17 protein-coding genes and 1 pseudogene are annotated in these 19,591 nt (G+C 68.6%); 7 read left to right on the forward strand and 11 right to left on the reverse strand.

What is annotated here, in order from left to right:
* Positions 1-11: 11 nt before the first annotated feature.
* Positions 12-884, reverse strand: a complete 873-nt coding sequence (coxB, locus tag ABL308_00295) for a cytochrome c oxidase subunit II (GenBank protein XBQ16333.1) — start codon at positions 882-884, stop codon at positions 12-14.
* Positions 885-1,107: 223 nt separating this feature from the next.
* Between coxB and ABL308_00300 the strand changes: the two genes are divergently transcribed.
* The 4 genes from ABL308_00300 (at position 1,108) to ABL308_00315 (ending at position 6,538) form a co-directional block, all read left to right on the forward strand.
* Positions 1,108-1,743: a hypothetical protein gene (locus tag ABL308_00300; GenBank protein ID XBQ16334.1), complete on the forward strand. Its 636-nt coding sequence runs from the start codon at positions 1,108-1,110 to the stop codon at positions 1,741-1,743.
* A gap of 85 nt (positions 1,744-1,828) precedes the next feature.
* Complete coding sequence (locus ABL308_00305) at positions 1,829-2,866, forward strand: HWE histidine kinase domain-containing protein (protein ID XBQ16335.1); 1,038 nt, start codon at positions 1,829-1,831, stop codon at positions 2,864-2,866.
* An 81-nt stretch (positions 2,867-2,947) separates the two neighbouring features.
* Positions 2,948-4,360, forward strand: coding sequence for a metalloprotease TldD (gene tldD / locus ABL308_00310; protein XBQ16336.1), 1,413 nt, complete (start codon positions 2,948-2,950; stop codon positions 4,358-4,360).
* A 90-nt stretch (positions 4,361-4,450) separates the two neighbouring features.
* Complete coding sequence (locus ABL308_00315; GenBank protein XBQ16337.1) at positions 4,451-6,538, forward strand: TonB-dependent receptor; 2,088 nt, start codon at positions 4,451-4,453, stop codon at positions 6,536-6,538.
* 57 nt (positions 6,539-6,595) lie between these two features.
* Here ABL308_00315 and ABL308_00320 read toward each other — a convergent pair whose 3' ends face one another.
* From ABL308_00320 to ABL308_00365, 10 genes and pseudogenes are all read right to left on the reverse strand, one after another.
* Positions 6,596-7,651, reverse strand: a complete 1,056-nt coding sequence (locus tag ABL308_00320) for a phosphotransferase (protein ID XBQ16338.1) — start codon at positions 7,649-7,651, stop codon at positions 6,596-6,598.
* A gap of 156 nt (positions 7,652-7,807) precedes the next feature.
* Positions 7,808-8,272, reverse strand: coding sequence for an isoprenylcysteine carboxylmethyltransferase family protein (locus tag ABL308_00325; GenBank protein XBQ16339.1), 465 nt, complete (start codon positions 8,270-8,272; stop codon positions 7,808-7,810).
* Between the two features lie 6 nt (positions 8,273-8,278).
* Positions 8,279-9,613, reverse strand: a pseudogene (locus tag ABL308_00330) (amidohydrolase family protein).
* A 110-nt stretch (positions 9,614-9,723) separates the two neighbouring features.
* Positions 9,724-10,260 carry a DUF3035 domain-containing protein gene (locus ABL308_00335; GenBank protein ID XBQ16340.1) on the reverse strand — a complete coding sequence of 179 codons (537 nt, stop codon included), beginning with the start codon at positions 10,258-10,260 and terminating at the stop codon, positions 9,724-9,726.
* 79 nt (positions 10,261-10,339) lie between these two features.
* Entirely contained in the window at positions 10,340-10,858 is a 519-nt protein-coding gene (lspA, locus tag ABL308_00340) for a signal peptidase II (GenBank protein XBQ16341.1), read from the reverse strand.
* A gap of 63 nt (positions 10,859-10,921) precedes the next feature.
* A complete protein-coding gene (locus ABL308_00345) occupies positions 10,922-11,347 on the reverse strand; it encodes a hypothetical protein (protein XBQ16342.1) in 426 nt (141 codons plus the stop codon).
* Between the two features lie 103 nt (positions 11,348-11,450).
* On the reverse strand, positions 11,451-12,467 hold the full coding sequence (locus tag ABL308_00350; protein XBQ16343.1) for a hypothetical protein: 1,017 nt from the start codon (positions 12,465-12,467) through the stop codon (positions 11,451-11,453).
* Positions 12,464-13,342 carry a 4-(cytidine 5'-diphospho)-2-C-methyl-D-erythritol kinase gene (locus tag ABL308_00355; GenBank protein ID XBQ16344.1) on the reverse strand — a complete coding sequence of 293 codons (879 nt, stop codon included), beginning with the start codon at positions 13,340-13,342 and terminating at the stop codon, positions 12,464-12,466. The genes ABL308_00350 and ABL308_00355 overlap by 4 nt, the downstream gene beginning before the upstream one ends.
* Complete coding sequence (locus ABL308_00360; GenBank protein XBQ16345.1) at positions 13,339-15,012, reverse strand: tetratricopeptide repeat protein; 1,674 nt, start codon at positions 15,010-15,012, stop codon at positions 13,339-13,341. The genes ABL308_00355 and ABL308_00360 overlap by 4 nt, the downstream gene beginning before the upstream one ends.
* Before the next feature lie 34 nt (positions 15,013-15,046).
* The gene (locus ABL308_00365) at positions 15,047-16,720 is read right to left on the reverse strand and encodes an electron transfer flavoprotein-ubiquinone oxidoreductase (GenBank protein XBQ16346.1); all 1,674 of its coding nucleotides are present in this window, start codon (positions 16,718-16,720) and stop codon (positions 15,047-15,049) included.
* Positions 16,721-16,863: 143 nt separating this feature from the next.
* On the opposite strand from ABL308_00365, the gene ABL308_00370 reads away from it, so the two are divergent.
* The 3 genes from ABL308_00370 to ABL308_00380 are packed head-to-tail and all read left to right on the forward strand — an operon-like array spanning position 16,864 to position 19,569.
* Positions 16,864-17,673, forward strand: coding sequence for a uracil-DNA glycosylase (locus ABL308_00370; protein XBQ16347.1), 810 nt, complete (start codon positions 16,864-16,866; stop codon positions 17,671-17,673).
* Between the two features lie 58 nt (positions 17,674-17,731).
* Positions 17,732-18,766 (forward strand): hypothetical protein, encoded by a 1,035-nt coding sequence (locus tag ABL308_00375; protein XBQ16348.1) that lies wholly within the window; start codon positions 17,732-17,734, stop codon positions 18,764-18,766.
* Positions 18,767-18,795: 29 nt separating this feature from the next.
* The gene (locus ABL308_00380; GenBank protein XBQ16349.1) at positions 18,796-19,569 is read left to right on the forward strand and encodes an enoyl-CoA hydratase-related protein; all 774 of its coding nucleotides are present in this window, start codon (positions 18,796-18,798) and stop codon (positions 19,567-19,569) included.
* Positions 19,570-19,591: the final 22 nt, after the last annotated feature.

Raw genomic sequence — 19,591 nt, forward strand, 5'->3', positions numbered from 1 at the left:
CAAACCTCTCCTTAGCGGGCGGAAGCCACGCGGCTCTCGCCGCGAAGCTCGTCATAGTGGGCGGCGAGGACGCGCGGCGCCTCGTAGGGGTCTTCGTTGGCCGCGGCGACCCAGGCGTCGAACACCTCCTGGGGCACGACATGCACCTCGATGGGCATGAAGGCGTGGCGCAGGCCGCACAGCTCCGAGCACTGGCCGTAGAACACGCCGGGCTCGTCGACGACGAACCAGGTCTCGTTCAGCCGCCCCGGAATGGCGTCCATCTTGATGCCGAAGGCGGGCATGGCCCAGTTGTGGATCACGTCCGAGGCGGTGACCTCGACCCGCACGGTCGCGCCGACCGGCACGACGACGGGAAGGTCGGTCGTCAGCAAACGGTGCGCCTCGTACGGCCAGGTCGCGACGTCTTCGTCGGCGATCATGTTCGCGACGTACTGGAACCCGCCATGGTCGGGATACTCGTAGGTCCAGTTCCACTGGTTGCCGGTCGTCTTGATGGTGAAGTCCGCTTCGGGGATCACGTCCTGGAAGTACAGAAGGCGGAAGCTCGGCACCGCGATGACCACCAGGATCAGGATCGGCACCACCGTCCAGACCACTTCCACGAAGGTGTTGTGGCTGAACTTCTTGGGCTCGTGGCCGGGGCGCGCGCGATAGCGGATCATCGCCCAGCCCAGCAGCGCCAGAACGAAGACGGAGATCGCCGTGATGATCCACACCAGAAGGGTGTGGAACTCATGGATGTTCTCCATCACCGGCGTGGCCGCGGGCTGCAGGCCCAGCTGGCCGTCCACAGGAATGACGACCGGCGGCGTCGCGAACGCGGCGCCGGTGATCAGACTGAACAAGGCGCCGACAGCGCCGAGAGCGGCCGTGAAACGCATGGCTCCCCCGAGGAACTAGAGATGTGTCAGACGGGCCGCGGCGGATCGGGCCCGTGTCAGCGGGCCGGTATATAGAACCACCCCGCGAGGCTGTCAGCGCGGTATAAGCGCCTTTTTGTCGCAAGGCCCAATGTTTTTTCATATACCTCCGGACCGCAGCGGCTTGGCCCGATGCGCAGGATTTTGCTAGGGTTTTCTTCCGCTGCCCATGAAGGAGGGGATCATGGCCCGCATGCGTGAGGAAAATTCCAGCTCCGGCAAGGCGTTGGGCGAAGCCGCCAAGGGCGGCGCGCTCGGCCTGGGCGCCGCGCTCGTCGCCGCCGCAGCCTGCGCGGTCGCGTTTTCACAGGAAGCCGACGGCCAGCAGCCGATCGAGCGGCCCTCGCTCGCCGCAGCCCTCGCCGAGTGCGAATCGGGCGCGTTCGAGGGCGCCAGCGACGGCCGGGCGCTGGGCGCTTGCGACATCGCGATGCGCGCGCCCGAACTCGACGACGCGATGCGCGCGAAGGTTCTGGTCAATCGCGGCCTGATCGCGCTCGATCGTGGCATCCTGCGCCAGGCGCGCGCCGATCTCGAGCAGGCCGTCCAGCTTGATCCGGACCTGGCTGAAGCCTGGCTCAATCTCTCCGCCGCCCGCACCCGCTCCGGCGCGTCGTCGGACGCGGTCGCGGCCGCCCGCCGCGCCCGCGAAGCAGGCGCGGACGCCGCGATGGCGCACTTCAACGAAGCGGTCGCGCTAGAGGCCATGGGCCGATACGACGCCGCCTACGAGGCCTATGTCGCCGCCGCCGACGCCGCGCCGGACAACGCGACCTTCCAGGCCCAGCCGCGCCGCTTCCGGCGTCATCAGGCGGGCTGAGACGGGTTTCTGATCGCCTCGAAGACCTGTAGCGTGGGACGCCCGGCGCGACCGCCGGCCGCAACGCGCTCGCAGGAGCGGCACGATGACCGCGGACGCAGCCGACATGACAACCGCCGTTGACCGGTTCGACTGGGCGCAAACCCCGCTCGGCCCGCGCGAGGCCTGGCCCCATGCGCTCGATTGCGCCGTCCGCCTGGCGCTGGCCGCGCCGTTTCCGATGATCGTGATGGGCGGGTCGAACGCGATCGTCGCAGCCTACAACGACGCCTACGCGCCCCTGCTGGCCGACAAGCCGTGCCCGCTCGGAAAGCCGATAATCGAGGCCTGGGCCGAAGCCGCCGACCAGATCGGACCCGAGATCGAGGCCGCCCTCGCTGGCGCGACGGTCCGCCGCGATCAGGTGCAGTTCGAGCTCGACCGCAGCGGGCGCCGCGAGACCGCCTGGTTCGACTATTCCTTCAGCCCGATCCTGGACACGCGCGGCGCGCCCGTCGGCGTTCTGAACGCCGGTAAGGAGATCACGCGCCAGGTGCGCTCGGCGCAGGAGGTGAAGACCCTACTCGACGAGTTGAGCCACCGGGTGAAGAACACGCTGGCGGTGGTGAACGGGCTGGCCGCCCTGTCGTTTCGCGACGAGGCCGACAGCCCCGGACTGCACCGGTTTCGCGAACGACTGCAGGCGCTGGCGTCGACGCACGACCTTCTGTTCGAGGGCGACGCCAACACCGCCGACCTCCGCGCGCTGATCCGGCGCGCCGTCGGCGCCTGTGCGGACCAGTCCCGCTTCGGGTTCTCAGGTCCGGAGCTTCAGATCAGCGCTGGCGTGGCCACCAAGCTCGCCCTGATCCTGCATGAGCTGTGCACCAACGCGGTCAAGTACGGCGCGCTTTCGAACGAGAGCGGCGAAGTCCGGCTGGGCTGGGAGGCTGGGGCGGACGGCGCGCTCGTCCACGTGCGATGGCGAGAGCGCGGCGGCCCCGTTGTCGAGGACACGTCGCGCCGCGGCTTCGGCTCCGAGCTCATCAGCCGCCTCCTGCAGGGAGTCCCCGAGGCGAAGGTCGATCTGCGGCTCGAGCCGGCCGGCGCGGAATGCGACATCGATCTGCCGCTTCAACAATGAGCCCGCATGCACGCCGATGCTCGTATCCGGCGCTTCGACCCTCTATGTCTTGAACGAAATGATCTGTCTGACGGAGCGCCCATGACCGCCGACCCGTTCGCCGCCTTCGAATTCGACGCGACCGATGCGAGCCGCGTGCTCGCCTCGTGCCTGACCGGGGCCGATGACGGCGAGTTGTTCGTCGAGACCAGCGCGTCGGAAAGCCTGGCTTTCGACGACGGCCGTCTGAAGGTCGCCAATTTCGACGCCGAGCGCGGCTTCGGCCTGCGCGGCGTGTTCGGCGAGCGCACCGGCTTCGCGCACTCCTCCGATCCGACGCTGGCCGCGCTGAAGCGCGCAGGCGAAACCGCCTCGGCTGCGCGCAAGGGCTCGGACGCGGTGATGGCGCCCCCGCCCGCGCGCACCAACCGGCACCTTTATGAAGACGTCGACGTCATCGGCTCGCCGGGCTTTGAAGCCAAATCCGCCCTGCTCGCGGAGATCGACGCCTATCTGCGCGACCAGGATCCCGAGGTGGTTCAGGTCAGCTGCTCGCTGTCGAGCTCGCGCCGGGTGATCGGCATCGTGCGCGCGGACGGCGATGTGCGCGCCGACGTGCGCCCGCTGGTCCGGGTCAACGTCTCGGTCACCTGCGAACGCGCAGGCCGGCGCGAGACCGGTTCGGCCGGCGCTGGCGGCCGGGCGGAGTTCTCCCGCTGGATCGATCCGGCGGCCTGGAAAGAGCTCGCCGACGAGGCGCTGCGCGTGGCCAAGGTCAATCTCGAAGCGGTCGACGCGCCTGCGGGCGAATGGGATCTGGTGCTCGGCCCGGGCTGGCCGGCGGTGCTGCTGCACGAAGCGGTGGGCCACGGCCTCGAGGGCGACTTCAACCGCAAGGGCACGTCCGCCTTCGCCGGCAGGATCGGCCAGCAGGTCGCCGCCAAGGGCGTTACCGTGGTCGACGACGGCACGATCAACGACCGGCGCGGCTCGCTGACCTTCGACGACGAAGGCACGCCCACCTCGCGCACCGTTCTGATCGAGGACGGCGTGCTGAAAGGCTATATGCAGGATCGGCAGAACGCCCGGCTGATGGGGGTGGACGCCACCGGCAACGGCCGGCGCGAAAGCTTCGCCCACGCCCCGATGCCGCGCATGACCAACACGATCATGGAAGCGGGCGAGCACGATCCTGGCGAGATCCTGGAAAGCCTCGAAGACGGCATCTACGCGAAGAATTTCGGCGGCGGCCAGGTGGACATCACCTCGGGCAAGTTCGTCTTCCGCTGCACCGAGGCCTACCGGGTCCGCAAGGGCAGGATCGAAGAACCGATCAAGGGCGCGACCCTGATCGGGGACGGCCCCACCGCGCTCACCCGCATCTCCATGGTCGGAAACGACATGAAGATGGACCCCGGCGTGGGCACCTGCGGCAAGGCCGGCCAGGGCGTGCCCGTCGGCGTCGGCCAGCCCACGCTGAAGATCGACGGCCTGACGGTCGGCGGCGCGGGGTGACAATTTTCGCAGGTGCGTCATCACGGGAATGTGAAAAGCCTGTCTGAGGTTAAACTCCTCTTCACCCTGCGGCGCTTTATGGTCGCCGCCATGACCCGATCAGACATTATCTTCAAGCCTTTACGGCTGACCCTGCTGGCCTGCGCCGCCCTTGCGCCGCTGGCCGCCGCCACACCCGCCTCCGCAAGCCTCGACGCGCAGGAGGCCGCCGAAGGCGAAGACGCGGTGCTCGTTTACGAGCCGGCCTTCTTCGACGAGTTCAACCCCCAGAACGCGCGCGACATGGTCGGCCGGGTGCCGGGGTTTTCGATCTCCGGCGGCGGGGGCGGCCGCGGGCTCGCGAGCGGGCTGTCCAACGTTCTGATCGACGGGCGCAGGCCGAGCTCCAAGAACGGGCCCGGCGCCCTGCTCTCGCGCCTGCCCGCCGCGTCGGTGCAGCGGATCGAGCTGATTCGCGCGCCCGTGCCCGGCGTCGACATGGCCGGTCAGGACCAAGTGGTGAACATCGTCACCGACCGATCGGGCGGCTGGTCGGGCGCCTGGGCGGGCCGCGCCGTGCTGTTTGAATCCGGACGGCTCGTACCCGCCGGCGAGATCAGCGCGACACGCACCAGCGCCAATACGACGCTGACGCTGGGCCTCGATCTCTCCGGCCACGCCAACGGCCGCGACAGCGTGCGCCGCCGGTTCGAGCCGGACTTCACCGCGCTCAGCGTCGAGACCGAACGCACCCAGGAGCGCTGGGAGGACGTCACCGCATCGGCGGCCTGGCAGCGCGATTTCGACGCCGGCCACACGCTCCGGATCGACGCGCGCGCCTGGACCTGGCGCTACAACTTCAATCGGTTCGGCGCAGTCACCACGCCCGGCGGGGCGCCGCTCGGCGCGGACACCGGCGCAGGCTCGACCGACGCGATCGGCGCGGAAACCAGCGCGGATTACGACCATGTCCTCACCGACGCCTGGTCGCTCAAGCTCTCCGCCCTTCAGAGGCTGAACCGCGAGGAAGGCGTGGACGTGTTCGACGACTTCGACCCGGACGGCCGTTTCTCAGGCCGGCTGACGCTGCAAGACGCCGACGCGGAAGGCGAAAGCGTTCTGCGCCTCGAAGCGCGCCATACGCCCCGGGAGTCCGTGTCCACGACCTGGGCGCTGGAAGGCGCGTATAATTTCCTGGACGGCAGCCTCGACATTTTCGAAGGCGAGGACCTCACCCCGGTCGACCTGCCGGTCAGCGAAACCCGGGTGGAGGAGCATCGCGCCGACGCCTCGGTGACGCGGGTCTGGCGGCCCTCGCCGGCCTGGACGCTGGAGGGCGCCTTCGCGGTGGAGCTGTCGCGCATCGCCCAGACCGGGGACGCCGAGCAGGAGCGCACCTTCACCTATTACAAGCCGGAAGTGACGCTGAGCTGGACGCCGAACGAGCGCGACCAGCTGCGCGTTTCGGCCCGCCGCTTCGTCGGCCAGCTTTCGTTCGGGGATTTCATCTCCTCGATCAACGTCAACGACGACACCAGCCAGCTCGGCAATCCCGATCTCGAGCCCGAGCGCACCTGGCAGCTGCGCGCGGACTGGGAGCGCCGCTTCGCCGAGGAAGGCACGGTGACGCTGATCGGCCTCTACGAATGGGTCGAGGGCGTGTCAGATCTCGTTCCGATCGGCGGGGCGTTCGACGCGCCGGGCAATCTCGGCGACGGCCGCCGCTGGCGGCTGCAGATGAACTACACCACCCCGCTCGATGCGCTCGGTGTTCCCGGCGGCGTCCTGTCCGGCTCGGCCATGGTGCGCGAGACGATGGTCACCGATCCCGTCACCGGGGTGGAGCGCCGCTTCCGCAATGACGAGGACTGGCGGGCGAGCATCGATTTCCGTCAGGATCTCAACGCGCTGGGCTTCGCCTGGGGCTTTGACTACTACGTCCAGGGCCATGAGGATTTCTACAGGCTCGACCAGTTCGAGCGGGTCACCCCGCCGCGCGGCGATCTCGACCTCTTCGCGGAGAAGCGCGGTATCGCAGGGCTGACCGCCCGGATCGGCGCCGATCTCAATCTCGGCCGGCAGGACCGGATCCGCTATGTCTGGGCCGACACGCGCGCCCTGGGCGGCCCGGTCGAGATCGAAACACGCGCGCTGAACAACGACGGGCGCGTCTATTTCGAGCTGAGCGGGGTGTTCTGAGCCACAGCAGAATTCTAACGCGAACAGCCCTGGCCGGTCCTCCGGCCGGGGCTTTTTTTATGATTTCGCGATCTGCCAGGCGTAGTCGGCCATCGGCTCGACCAGGGCGCCGAGTTCCTTGGCCCGCTCGTTGGACGCGTTGCCCTGCATGGCGCGGGCGTAGACGCCCTGGGCGATGCCCGCGAGCCGGAAGATGTTGTAGGCGAAGTAGAACTCCAGCGCCGGAATGCCGTCGCGGCCGGTCCGGGCGCAATAGGCCTTCACGTACTCGTCCTCGGTGGGAATGCCGACCGCCTTCAGGTCCACGCCGAGAAAGCCCGAGCGGATGTCCTTCGGCGTGCGCCACTGCATCAGCTGATAGGTGAAGTCCGCCAGCGGATCGCCCAGGGTCGACAGCTCCCAGTCCAGCACCGCGATGACGCGAGGCTCGGTGGGATGGAAAATCATGTTGTCGAGCCGGTAGTCGCCGTGGACCACGCTCACCCGCTCCTGCTCGGGCGCATGGGCGGGCAGCCAGGCGATCAGCTTGTCCATGGACTCGATCGGCTTTGTCTCTGCGGCCTTGTACTGCTTGGTCCAGCGGCCGATCTGGCGCTCGAAATAATTGCCCGGCTTGCCGTAATCACCCAGACCCGCCGCCTCGTGATCGATCGAGTGCAGTTGGGCGAGCGTGGCGTTCGAGGCGTCGTAGATATTCCCCCGCTCTTCGGGCGACAGATCGGGCAGGTAGGGATCCCAGAAGATCCGGCCGTCCACAAAATCCATCACGTAAAAGGCCGTGCCGACGACGCTTTCGTCCTCGCACAGCCCGTGCATTTTCGGCGTCGGGAAGCCTTGCGCGCCCAGCGCGCGCATCACCCGGAACTCGCGGTCCACCGCGTGGGCGCTCGGCAACAGCTTGCCCGGCGGCTTGCGCCGGAGGACATAGCGGCCCGAGGCGCTGGTGAGCTTGTAGGTCGGGTTCGACTGGCCGCCCTTGAACTGCTCGATTTCGAGCGGGCCTTCAAACCCCTCCACGTTCGCCGCCATCCAGCGCTCAAGCGCGGCTTCGTCGAATTTCAGGGCTTCGGCGACCGGCTTGGTGCCGGAAAAGGCGTCGTCGAGTTGGGACATTACTTACTCATCGAAGAAAACATGAATTCCTGGATGCGCCGGATCTCGATCCGGGCCCCGATGCTGGACCTTGGCGGGGATACTGGCGCAGGCGCGAGGCCCGGCACAAGGTCCCGGGCCGCCTTTTCGCCTCGCCCACTTTGGCCGCGCCAGGGCTTACAGCCATCGGCGGGTCTTCGAACAATATGCGGTGTACGCCTCGCCGAAGTGCTCGCTTAGCGCTGCCTCTTCAGCGGGTATCTGGACTCTATCGATCAGGGCGAAGAACAGAGCCGGAAAGATCAAGGCTATCCCGTCACCAAGCCAGATCGCCCATCCGACCAGCAGCAGCGCCATGCCGACATACATGGGATTGCGGCTGATCGAGAAGACTCCCGATGTCACCAATGCGCCAGCCCGATCGGGATACCGCGGGTCGACCGTGGTCTTGTGCATCCGGAAGGACACGACTGCCGCGATCATGACCGTGAAACCCGCGGCGACGAGCACGCCGCATAGAAATCCCGTCGCCGTATGCTCGCGCGGCCAGCTCAACCAGCCGGGGGACGACCAGGACGCAAACCACGCGACCGCGCCGAGCAGCAGCGTCAAAGGGACAGGTGGAATGGGAAGGGGCCTCATGGGATCCTAATCGCGCACCACCACATCCCCGCGCGCCATCACGAAGTCCACGTCGCGCAGCTCGGAGATGTTCGCCAGCGGATCGCCGTCCACCGCCACGATGTCGGCGGAGAAGCCCGGCGCGATGCGGCCGATCTCGTCTTCGAGGCGGACATGGCGGGCGCCCACGGTGGTGGCGCTGGCGATGGCCTCCATTTCTGTCATGCCGGCGTCGACATAAAGCTCGAACTCGCGGGCGTTGTCGCCGTGCGGGGAGACGCCGGAATCGGTGCCGAAGACGATGGTCACCCCGCCCTCATGGGCGCGGCGGACCATTTCGAGCATTTGCGGGCCGACCTGCAGGGATTTCGCGCGCTGGAACGGCGTCATCCAGCCTGCGTCGGCCTGGTTGGTCACCCATTCGCCCGCCATGACGGTGGGCACCAGCATGGCGCCGTTCTCGCGAAACAGCCGGATCGATTCGCGGTCCAGATAGGTGCCGTGCTCGATGGAATCCCCGCCTGCGCGCAGGAAGGCGTTGATGCCGGTCACCCCGTGGGCGTGCGCGGTCACGCGGCGGCCCATCATGTGCGCAGCCTGCACGATCGCTTCGAGCTATTCTTGAAAGAACTGCTGCTCGACGCCGGCGCCGGTGGAGCTCAGCACCCCGCCGGTGGCGGTGATCTTGATCACGTCCGCGCCTTCCTGGACGAGCTGGCGCACGGCGCGGGCGCAATCGTCAGGCCCGTTGCAGGCGTAGGGGCTGCCGCCCTGGCGCATCACCGCAATCGAATAGCCGTTCACGTCGGCGTGCCCGCCGGTCGGGGTCACCGCCCCGCCTGCGATCCTCAGGCGAGGTCCCACCGCCTTGCCTTCGGCGATGGCGTCGCGCAGGGCGCGCACCGCCTCCATGTCCGCGCCGACGTCCTGCACCGTGGTGAAGCCCGCTTCCAGCGTGCGGCGGGCGTAGACCGCACCGTCCATGGCCAGATCCGCGCTTGAATCGGTGAAAGGCTGCCAGCGGCGCTCCGGCCCGGTCTGGCTGGTGATGTGCACGTGCGCGTCGATGAAGCCGGGCATCACCCAGTCGTCGGACAGATCGACGATCGCCGCGCCTTCTGGGGTGACGAAGCCGTCCTCGATCGCCTCGATCCGGTCGCCTCGCACCAGGATCGACACGTTCGAGCGCGGACGCTCCTCTCCCGGCGCGGCGAAGAGCGTGCCGGCGTGGATGACGGTGAGCGGCTCGGCCGCCTCGTCCTGTGCGGTTGCGGAAACGGCGAAGGCCAGCGCGGCGGCGCTGGCGGCGAGCGTGCGGATCATGGCGGTCCTCCCCCGAACCCTGTTTTTTGTCAGGGCCATTGATCCGCAGCCCGCAGGGCCTGTCAAACCCGTATAAAGTAACGTCCCTGCAACGAAAAACGGCCCGGCGTCGCCGCCGGGCCGTGATCGTTTAGGAAGCGCCTGTCGCCTCAGAGGCCGGGCAGCTTGGGGCGGATGTCACGGCGGCGCCGGATCTCGACATCGCCGTCGCCGGCCAGGCGTTCGATGCGCGCGCGCTCGGCTTCGGGATCGATGGGATTGCCTTCGTCGTCGACCCGCACCTCGCCGTCGCGCCAGAACATGACGCGGTCGGCCAGGGTCTCGCGCTTGCGCACGATCGCGGCGGTCTCGCCGTCGATCAGGGCGCGCACGTCGGGGTTCGCGTCAGCCGCGCCGGCGCGGGCGGCGAAGAGGATCTCCGCATCGCTCGCCCGCGAGCTGTCGAGATCGCCGAACAAAGCGCGGCGCGCCTGGCGGTCCTGGAACACGTCCTCGGCGCGCAGCTCGCCCGGAGCGGGCGGACGCAGATTGTATTCCGGCGGCACGGTCAGCGGAGCGATGGTCACCACGCGGAACTCGTCCGGCGTCGTGCGCTCGGTTCCGAGCGCCTGGCGCACGCCCGAGGTGCAGGCGGTGGCGCCGAACAGGGCGGCGGCCGAAATCAGTACGAGAGTGCGGATACGCATCGGCGAGCCTCACGCTGGTTCAAATGCTTGACGAAGTTCTAACAGAGGGCGCGGCGCGATGGCCAGCCTTTCAGGCGCCCTATCTTTTTCCTTCGCCGTGAAGGACGAGATCGAGGATCAGCACCGCGACCCCGATCGAGATCGCCGCGTCCGCGACGTTGAACACGTAGGGGAACCAAAGTCCCGAAAAATCGAAGAAGTCCACGACCGCCCCGTAGAGGAACCGGTCGATGACATTGCCCACCGCCCCGCCGATGATCAGACCGAAGGCGGCCGCCTGCATCCGGCGCTCGGCCGAGAACAGCCAGTAGGCGAGAAAGCCCGACACGGCGAGGGAGATCGTGATCAGCAGCCCGCGCTGCCACCAGCTGTCGGCCTGGAACATGCCGAAGCTGACGCCGCGATTCCACACCATGGTGAGGTTGAACCAGGGATCGAGCACGTTGACCCGGCTGCCCGGACCGCCCGCGTCGAGATCGAGCCCTTCGAGGATCCAGAACTTGCTGGCCTGATCGGCGATCAGCACGGCGAGCGCGATCGCGAAGCCGAACACGGCGAGCGGCGGGATTTTCCGCCGGCGGGCGAACATCGGTCTCATGCGGGCTCCCTCATCGGGGAGGCGATTACCAGCCAGGCCGGGGCCGGTCCAGTGAAAGCGCGGTCATCCGCCCAGATGAGACAGGAAGGGCGCGCCCAGCGCGGCCGCCATGAGAAGCTCGAACCCCACGCCCATCCAGTTATAGGACGTGCCGGTCTCCTTCTCCCGGTCGGCGAAGATCGAGACGACGCGCCCGATCGCCATGCCGAGCCAGTAACACGAAGCCGCGAAGCTGGCGCCCATGACCGCGCCTGCGCCGGCCTGCGCGCTCATCGCCAGCGTCAGCAGCACCGCGCCGTGAAGCAGCACCAGCGCGCCGCCATAGCTCGCGCGGAACTCCGCCCAGCCGCCCTTCCAGCGCGGATCGGGCGCCAGGCGCACCACGCTCTGGCCCCAGCGCGGATTGATCAGGCTGAGACAGCCCATGAGCGCGCCGATCGCGGCGGCCGCTCCGGCGAAGATCCAGCTGAGCGCGAACGTGTCGTCCATGGTGAAGCTCTCCGCCATTCCCGGCCCGGAGCCGAAACATAGCCCGGCGATCGCGAATGGGAAGTCCGGCGCCCGAAGTTCGCTGAACGCGTTCGAACGTGTTTCAGCGCGCCTCCGGCGCGATCCGTCCCACCGCGCGGTAGAGCACGGCCAGGACCACGACCCAGATCGCGAAGGCGGCGGGCACGGCGCCGTCTGGGCCTTGCGCTGCGACGAGGCCGGAAAGCGCGATGATCGCGGTCAGCCCGCCATAGGCGAGCGCGACGCTGCCATGGCTCCAGCCCGCCGCGATCAGGCGCTGATAGGCGTGCTCGCGATGCGCGCTCAATGAAAAACGCCCGTGCCGCGCCCGGCGCAGCAGCGTCAGCAAGACGTCGGCGAGGAACACCAGGACGAACATCGGCGCGAGCCAGAGCGAGCCGGAAAATCCGTGGCCCGCCATGGCGAGCGCGCCTGCGGCGTAGGCGGCGCCTGTCAGGAGCGCGCCGGCGTCGCCTGCGAAAAGCCGCGCCCGGGGCGTGTTGAACGGCAGAAAGCCTGCGAGCGCGGCGGCGAGCACGGCGGCGATCAGATAGGTCGCCGCCACCCCCGCCACGAGCCCGGCCACGCACAGCGCCAACGAAGCAGGGATCATGACCGCGGCCATCATGGCGTCCGATCCGTCCATGAAATTGACCGCGTTGATCACCACGAACGCAAAGAGCGCGGAGCCCGCAAGCCCCGCCCAGAACGGCAGCTCGGCTCCGAACTCGAGCGTCAGGCCGAGCCGGGTGACGGGTCCGGCGATGACGGCGAGCGCGAGGCAGGCGGCGACGAACACGGCGAACTTCGCCCACTCGTCCAGGGTGAAAAGATCGTCGGCGAACCCGGCCGCGCAGAACACCGCACAGACCGCGAGAAGGCCTGCAAGCTCGGGCCCGGCGAGCGGCGTGGATGCGGCGAGCGTCAGCCCGGCGCCGAGCCCGGCCGCGATCCCCAGACCGCCTGCGCGCGGGGTCGGCCGTGCGTGGTTCGAGCGCGCGTTGGGCATGTCGAGCACGCCGGCCTTCATCACCAGCGCAGCGATCAGCGCGGAGACCAGAAAGCCGGCGAGCGCGGCCGGGCCCAGCACGGCGATCACGCCGCGCCTCCCAGAAGCACCGCCCGCACCGTCCAGTCAGGCTTGGCTTCAGCGAGAAAGTCTGCGCCCGCTTTCGCCGCCGCTTCGGTTTCGAACAGCCCAAAACAAGTCGCGCCGGACCCGGTCATCCGGACGAGCCGCACGTCCTTGAGCCGTTCGAGCGCGTTCAGCGTCTCGCGCACGGCGGGTTCGCGCAGCAAGGCGGTGGTCTGAAGATCGTTCGCGGACGCGGAAAGATAGGAGAGGGCGTCGCCGAACCCGCCGGCGGCGGGGGTCCGCACCGGATCGAGCCCGGCGGGACCGTGTTCGTCATAAGCCTTGAAGATCGCGCCGGTCGGCGTTGCGACGCCGGGATTGGCGAGCACGGCGTAAAGAGCCGGCCAGGCGATCAGCGGCTGGATCGTCTCTCCTATGCCGCTCATCAGAAGCGGTTTGGAATGCACGCAAGCCGGCACGTCCGCGCCCACCACGCCTCCGATCTCGGCGAGGGCTTTGGTGGAGAAACCCAGATCCCAGAGCGTGTTAAGCGCGCGCAGCGCGGCCGCCGCGTCGCTCGACCCGCCGCCCAGGCCCGCCGCGACAGGCAGGTGCTTTTCAAGCGTCAGCGCCGCGCCGAGTTCGGGCCGCTCGGCGGCGGCCCTGAGCGCATAGGCGGCTTTCAGGACGAGATTTTGCGGTTCGGCCCTGAGGCTCTCCCCGCCGGGACCGGTGAGGCTGAGCGTCAGCGCTTCGGCGGGCGCGGCGCTCACCGCGTCGCCCCAGTCGGCGAAGGCGACCACCGAGGCGAGCGGATGGTAGCCGTCCGCCCGCGGCGGTCCGACGCGCAAGGTGAGGTTCACCTTGGCGGGCGCGAACTCGACGACCGCGCCGCTCATTCCAGATCGGCCGGCCCGGCGGAGAGGCCGAACTCCAGCCTGCGTTCGAGAAGCGCCTGCTCGCGCGGATCGGGGTCGAGCTCCAGTGCCCGGTTCCACTGGAAGCGCGCTTCCAGCGTCCGGCCCGACGCCGCGTAGGCGTCGCCCAGATGCCAGTTGATGGTCGGATCCTCGGGGCTGCGTTCGATCGCGCGTTCGAGCCACAGGACGGCGTCCTCGATCCGGCCCTGCTTGAAATGCCCCCAGCCCAGCGAGTCCAGGATCGCGCCGTTCTCGGGCGCCAGCTCGGCGGCGCGGGCGACGAGATCGAACCCCTCTTCGACCCGCTCGCCGATGACGATCCAGTTATAGCCCAGATGGTTGAGCACGCGCGGCTCGTCCGGCGCGGCGTCGAGCGCGGCGACGAGCCAGGGCTCGGCCGCCGCCCAGCCTTCGGTGCGCTGAAGGCAAAGCCCGGCGAAATACGGCACGTGCCAGTCGACTTCCCGGCCGGCGGCCTCGCGTTCGGCATGAACCGCGCGATAGATCTCGGCCGCTTCTTCGCAGCGATCGGAGGCCCGCAGCATGTCGGCCAGCAGAAGACGCGGCCCCTCTCCGCGGGTCGCCGCGGCCAGATCGCGCGCCCGGTCGAGCGCCGCCCCGGTCCGGCCCTGCCGGTATTCCAGCCAGGCGGCCTGCACCGCGGCGTCGGCGGCGAACGCGCCGCGATCGAGGCTTTCATAGGCCTCCACCGCCGCATCGAGCAGGTCGAGCCCTTCGAGCATCGCCCCCAGCGCCATCGTATTGCGCGCAAAATCGGGATCGAGCCGCTGGACGAGCCGCAGATAGAGCGCGGTGTAGTCGACCGGCGCCTGGCTGGTCAGCAGGGCCGACGGCGCGAATATCGCGCGCGCAGCGGCCTCTTCAGCGCGGGGAAAGCGCGGCGCACGGCGGCCGTTGCGGACCCGGTCCAGCGCTGCGGCGACTTCAGGGTCTTCGCGCTCCCCGGTCTGGGCGAGCCGCCCCTGGTAAAGCGCGATCGCGTCGGCGCGGCGGCCGCGGCGTTCGAGGAATTCGCCGTAGAGCACGGTGGTGAAGTCATGAAGGTCGATCGAGCCGCTTGCGGCGCGGTACGCCTGTTCGGCGCGCTCGTAATCGCGCGCGGATTCAAACAGCAAGGCGCGATGCACAGCGAGATGACCGCTGAGCGCGAAGGGCCCGCCGCCAGGCGTTTCCGCCGCTTCGAGCGCCCGCGCCCGCGAGCCGCGGACGGTTTTCCAGTCCTCGATGACGCTGGCGACCATCGCGCCGAACGGATCGGCGGGCTCGCCCTGCAAGGGCTCCACCGTTCCGCCCGCGAGATCGGCGGCCAGGAGATAGAGCCGGGCCAGCCGCGCGCCGTCCTCGCCTTGCGCTGCGGCGCGGGCGGTGTCGTCCGCCCGGTCGAAATCGCCCGCCATCAGAGAGGCCAGAAACGCCCTGCCGGTGATCAGCGCGGAGCCCGGCGCCTGCTCCAGCGCCTCGGCGTAGTATTCCGAGCTGGCGTCGAGATCCCGGCTCGCCCCGGCGTAGCGGCCGGCCAGAAACGAGCCGTAGGCCGATTGCGGCGCGTCGTCGGGCGCGAGGAAGCCGCCGGTGCTCGTACAGCCCGAGACCGTCAGGCCCACAAGGATGATCAGTGCAGCGCGCATCGCGCCCGCGGGAGCCGGAGCCGCCCGCGCCCCCTTACATGTTGGGATAGTTCGGACCGCCGCCGCCTTCGGGCGTGGTCCAGTTGATGTTCTGGTTCGGATCCTTGATGTCGCAGGTCTTGCAGTGCACGCAGTTCTGCGCGTTGATCACGAACTTCTTCTCGCCCCCGCCCTCGGGCTCGTCCCATTCATAGACCGCAGCGGGGCAATAGCGCGCGGACGGCCCGCCATAGACGGCCAGCTCGCTTTCCTTCTGCAGCGCCATGTCGGAGACCTTGAGGTGGATCGGCTGATCTTCCTCATGGTTGGTGTTGGAGATGAACACCGAGGAGAGCCGGTCGAAGGTCAGCACGTTGTCGGGCTTGGGGTAGTGCTTGGGCTTGCACTTGTCGGCGGGCTTGGTCGCCTCGTGATCGGCGCCGCCATGGCTCATCGTGCCGAAGATCGAGAAGCCGAAGAGCTGGTTGGTCCACATGTCCAGACCGCCCAGCGGCACGCCGGCGACGGTGCCGAACTTGGTCCAGAGCGGTTTGACGTTGCGGACCTTTTTGAGCTCCTCGCGCACCCAGCTGTTCTCATAGGCCGTCTCATAGGCCTCCAGCGTGTCGTGCGCGCGGTCCGCGCCGACCGCCTCGAACGCGGCTTCGGCGGCCATCATGCCGGTCTTCATCGCGTTATGGCTGCCCTTGATCCGGGGCACGTTCACAAAGCCGGCCGAACAGCCGATCAGCGCCCCGCCGGGGAAGGCGAGCTTGGGCACGGACTGATACCCGCCCTCGGTGATCGCGCGCGCGCCGTAGCTCAGGCGCTCGGCGCCCTCGAGCACCTCGGCGATGTCGGGATGGGTCTTGAACTTCTGAAACTCGCCGAACGGGAAGAGGTGCGGGTTCTTGTAATTGAGGTGCACCACGAAGCCGATGGAGACCAGATTGTCCCCGAAATGGTACATCCAGCTGCCGCCGCCGGTCTCGTTGTCGAGCGGCCAGCCCATGGTGTGCTGGGTGAGGCCCTTCCTGAACTTCTCCGGCTTGACGCGCCAGAGCTCCTTCATCCCCAGGCCGTATTTCTGCGGCTCGCGGTCCGCCCCGAGATCGAGTTCGCGGATCAGGCGCTTGGAGAGCGAGCCCCGCGCGCCCTCGGCGATGAGGGTGTATTTCGCGCGCAGCTCCATGCCCGGCTGGTACATGTCCTTGTGGCCGCCGTCGCGCGCCACGCCCATGTCGCCGGTGACGACGCCGCGGATCGCGCCGTCCTCGTAGATGTAGTCCGCCGCGGGGAAGCCGGGATAGACCTCCACGCCCATCGCCTCGGCCTTCTCCGCCAGCCAGCGGCACAGATTGGCGAGCGAGCCGACATAGCAGCCGTGATTATGCATGAAGCCCGGCATGGCGAAGCCCGGAACGGTCGCAGCGCCGGCCTCGCCGAGCATGACGAACCGGTCCTCGGTCACTTCGGTGTCGAAGGGCTGGGAGGGATCCTCGCGCCAGTCGGGGATGAGCTCGTCGAGGGCTTTGGGGTCGAAGACCACGCCTGAGAGGATGTGCGCGCCGACTTCGGACCCCTTCTCCAGCACGGCGACGGAGATATCCTTGCCGGTCTCCTCGCTGAGCTGCTTGAGGCGGATCGCGGCGCCCAGCCCGGCCGGGCCGGCGCCCACGATCACGACGTCGTACTCCATGGATTCGCGCTCGATCGCCTCGTCGGCCATGTCGTCTCCTGTCTGATGCCGCCGCACCGGCGCGAAGCACGCTGGCGCAGCCCTTTCTTCCGTCTTAGCCTAGGCTTTTCCCGTGAGCTAGGGCGCCTGCCCGCTCGCGCCCACCTTCCCGACCGGCCGCCGCCGAGAAGAGCATGTCCGCACCGCTATCGCCTGAAGACCTGCGCACGCTGCAAAGCCTCGTGGACTGGTGGGACCAGGCGGGGGTGGAGACGCTGCCGCTGTCGCCATCAGAAGTGCGCCGTCCCGCCGCCGCAAGGCCCGCCCCGCCCGCGGCCGAGGCCCCGCGCACCACGCCCGCCCAGGCGCGCGCGGCCGGGTTCGGCGCAGCGCCGGTTCAGAACGCCCGCGAGATCGCGGACAGGTGCAAGACGCTCGATCAGCTGCGCGAGGCGGTTGCGAACTTCGACGGCTGCCCGCTGCGCGCCACCGCGACCCAGGCCGTGTTCGCGCGCGGAAATCCCGAAGCCAAGGTGATGGTCGTCGGCGAAGCGCCGGGCCGGGACGAGGACCGCGAAGGAAAGCCCTTCGTGGGCGTGGCCGGGCAGCTGCTGGACCGGATGCTCGGCGCGATCGGGCTTGATGAGACCAGCGCCTACATCACCAATGTCGTGTTCTGGCGACCGCCGGGCAATCGCAAGCCCACCGACGCCGAGATCGAGGCCTGCCGCCCCTTCGCCGAGCGGCATATCGCACTGGTCCGCCCCGACATTCTGGTCTTCGCGGGCAATATCAGCGCGCAGACGCTTTTAAGGGTGCGCACCGGCATCACCCAGCTGCGCGGCCGCTGGGCGGACTACGCCCTGCCCGACGGAAGCAGCGTGCCCGCCCTGCCGATCTTCCACCCGGCCTTCCTTCTGCGCCGCCCGCAGGAGAAGGCGAAGGCGTGGGCGGATCTTCTGAGTTTGAAGGCGAGGATTGGAGAGAGTTCAGCCGGACGCTGACCGCTTGCCGCCCGCCTGAACCGGCGTCTAACGTCGCGTATCGATCGTGGAGGAAGCGATGGTTCGGGTGTTCGCCTTCATGCTGGGGGCCGTGCTGGCGATCGCGCTGGTGCGGACGGCCTTCGTGGTGATTCCGGCCTCCGGCGTGCTGGAGGGCGAAAATTACGCCGACAACGCGGCGTGCACGGCTGTGGAGATCGCGCCGGGGACCGAGGACGTCACCTTCGATCCCGTCACCGGGCTCGCGTTTGTCTCAGCCGCCGAGCGCCGGACCGGGGTCGCCGATCCGCTGAACGGCATCTACGCCTTCGATCCGGACGACCCTGACAGCGTGCGCGCGGTCAGCACCGACGCGCCGGCCGATTTCAGGCCCCACGGGATCAGCCTTTATCGCGACGGCGAGGTGGCGCGGCTGTTCGTGATCTCCCACCCGGCCTCGGGCCATCAGGTTCTGATCTACGATATCGGCGCGGATGGGACCCTGAGCCATGTGCGCACCGTCACCGATCCGGCGATCCGCTCGCCCAACGACATCGCTGCGACCGGGCCGGAGAGTTTTTACGTGACCAACGATGCGTATTTCTCAGGCGGGCCGATGGCGATGGCCGAGCCCTTCCTGGGCCTGCCGGGCGGGTCGATCGCCTTTTTCGACGGGCGCGAGGGCCGGATCGTCGCCAAGTCCATCGCCTACGCCAACGGCATCCAGCTGAGCCCGGACGGCGAAGAGGTCTACGCCAGCGCCTTCATCGGCCGGACGGTGCATGTCTTCGACCGCAATCCGGTGACCGGCGATCTGGTGCGCTCGGCGAAACACCGCGTGCCGCTGGGCCTTGATAATATCGAGCTCGGCGAGGACGGATCGCTCTATATCGCGGGCAACACCGAAGTGTTCTCCTTCCTCGCCCACCAGTCCGATCCCGAGGCGCGCGCGCCGAGCAAGGCTGTGCGGGTGGACCCCGAAAGCGGAGCGTGGGACACCGTGTTCCACGACGACGGCTCGGGTATCGATTCCGCTTCGGTGGCCGCGCCCGCCGGCGACCGGCTGATCCTGGGCGCGGTGTTCGATTCCCACGTCCTGGTCTGCCCGCGCTAGATCAGGCCCTTTTTACGAGAGACTGACGCATGACCGACGAGATCCTGGTGTCCGACGACGCCCGCGTCCGCACGATCCGCTTCAACCGCCCCGGCAAGAAGAACGCGATCACGCGGGCGATGTACACGGCGATGGCCGAGGCGCTGGAAAGCGCGAACGAGGCCGAGGTGCGCGTGGTGATCATCGCAGGCTCGGACGGCGTGTTCAGCGCGGGCAACGACCTTGTCGACTTCATGGAGGCGCCGCCTCATATCGGCGGCGGCGACACCCCGCCGGTGGAGCGCTTCATGCGCGCGCTCATGGGCTGCGAAAAGCCGGTGATCGCGGCGGTGGACGGGCTCGCGGTCGGCATCGGCACGACGCTTTTGCTGCATTGCGACCTCGCCTACGCCACGCCGCGCGCGGTCTTCTCCGCCCCCTTCGTCAATCTCGCCTTGGCGCCGGAATTCGGCTCGAGCCAGATCCTGCCGGGCCTTGTGGGCCGGGTGGTGGCGAGCGAGCTTCTGCTGCTCGGCGCGAAATGGGACGCGGACAAAGCCGCCGCCAAGCACCTCGTCACGGACGTTCTGCCCGAGGCCGGCTTCGAGGACGCGGTACGCGCGATCGCCGCCGATCTGGCCGGCAAGGCGCCCGGCGCAGTGAAGACCGCCAAGATGCTCATCGGCCTGCCCGAAGAGGACCTTCAGGGCCGCATCGTGCGCGAAGGCGGGCTCTTCGCCGATCAGCTGCGCTCTGAGGAGTTCAAGGAGGCCGCGACCGCCTTCATGGAGCGCCGCGCGCCGGACTTCTCGCGCTTCGACTGACATCGGCTGAATAAGATCAATA

This window comes from Oceanicaulis sp., from assembly GCA_040112665.1.
GTDB lineage: Bacteria > Pseudomonadota > Alphaproteobacteria > Caulobacterales > Maricaulaceae > Oceanicaulis.

Coding starts and splice junctions, on each gene's coding strand:
- coxB (XBQ16333.1), bottom strand. CDS start 884: ATGCGTTTCACGGCCGCTCTCGGCGCTGTCGGCGCCTTGTTCAGTCTG.
- ABL308_00300 (XBQ16334.1), top strand. CDS start 1,108: ATGGCCCGCATGCGTGAGGAAAATTCCAGCTCCGGCAAGGCGTTGGGC.
- ABL308_00305 (XBQ16335.1), top strand. CDS start 1,829: ATGACCGCGGACGCAGCCGACATGACAACCGCCGTTGACCGGTTCGAC.
- tldD (XBQ16336.1), top strand. CDS start 2,948: ATGACCGCCGACCCGTTCGCCGCCTTCGAATTCGACGCGACCGATGCG.
- ABL308_00315 (XBQ16337.1), top strand. CDS start 4,451: ATGACCCGATCAGACATTATCTTCAAGCCTTTACGGCTGACCCTGCTG.
- ABL308_00320 (XBQ16338.1), bottom strand. CDS start 7,651: ATGTCCCAACTCGACGACGCCTTTTCCGGCACCAAGCCGGTCGCCGAA.
- ABL308_00325 (XBQ16339.1), bottom strand. CDS start 8,272: ATGAGGCCCCTTCCCATTCCACCTGTCCCTTTGACGCTGCTGCTCGGC.
- ABL308_00335 (XBQ16340.1), bottom strand. CDS start 10,260: ATGCGTATCCGCACTCTCGTACTGATTTCGGCCGCCGCCCTGTTCGGC.
- lspA (XBQ16341.1), bottom strand. CDS start 10,858: ATGAGACCGATGTTCGCCCGCCGGCGGAAAATCCCGCCGCTCGCCGTG.
- ABL308_00345 (XBQ16342.1), bottom strand. CDS start 11,347: ATGGACGACACGTTCGCGCTCAGCTGGATCTTCGCCGGAGCGGCCGCC.
- ABL308_00355 (XBQ16344.1), bottom strand. CDS start 13,342: ATGAGCGGCGCGGTCGTCGAGTTCGCGCCCGCCAAGGTGAACCTCACC.
- ABL308_00360 (XBQ16345.1), bottom strand. CDS start 15,012: ATGCGCGCTGCACTGATCATCCTTGTGGGCCTGACGGTCTCGGGCTGT.
- ABL308_00365 (XBQ16346.1), bottom strand. CDS start 16,720: ATGGCCGACGAGGCGATCGAGCGCGAATCCATGGAGTACGACGTCGTG.
- ABL308_00370 (XBQ16347.1), top strand. CDS start 16,864: ATGTCCGCACCGCTATCGCCTGAAGACCTGCGCACGCTGCAAAGCCTC.
- ABL308_00375 (XBQ16348.1), top strand. CDS start 17,732: ATGGTTCGGGTGTTCGCCTTCATGCTGGGGGCCGTGCTGGCGATCGCG.
- ABL308_00380 (XBQ16349.1), top strand. CDS start 18,796: ATGACCGACGAGATCCTGGTGTCCGACGACGCCCGCGTCCGCACGATC.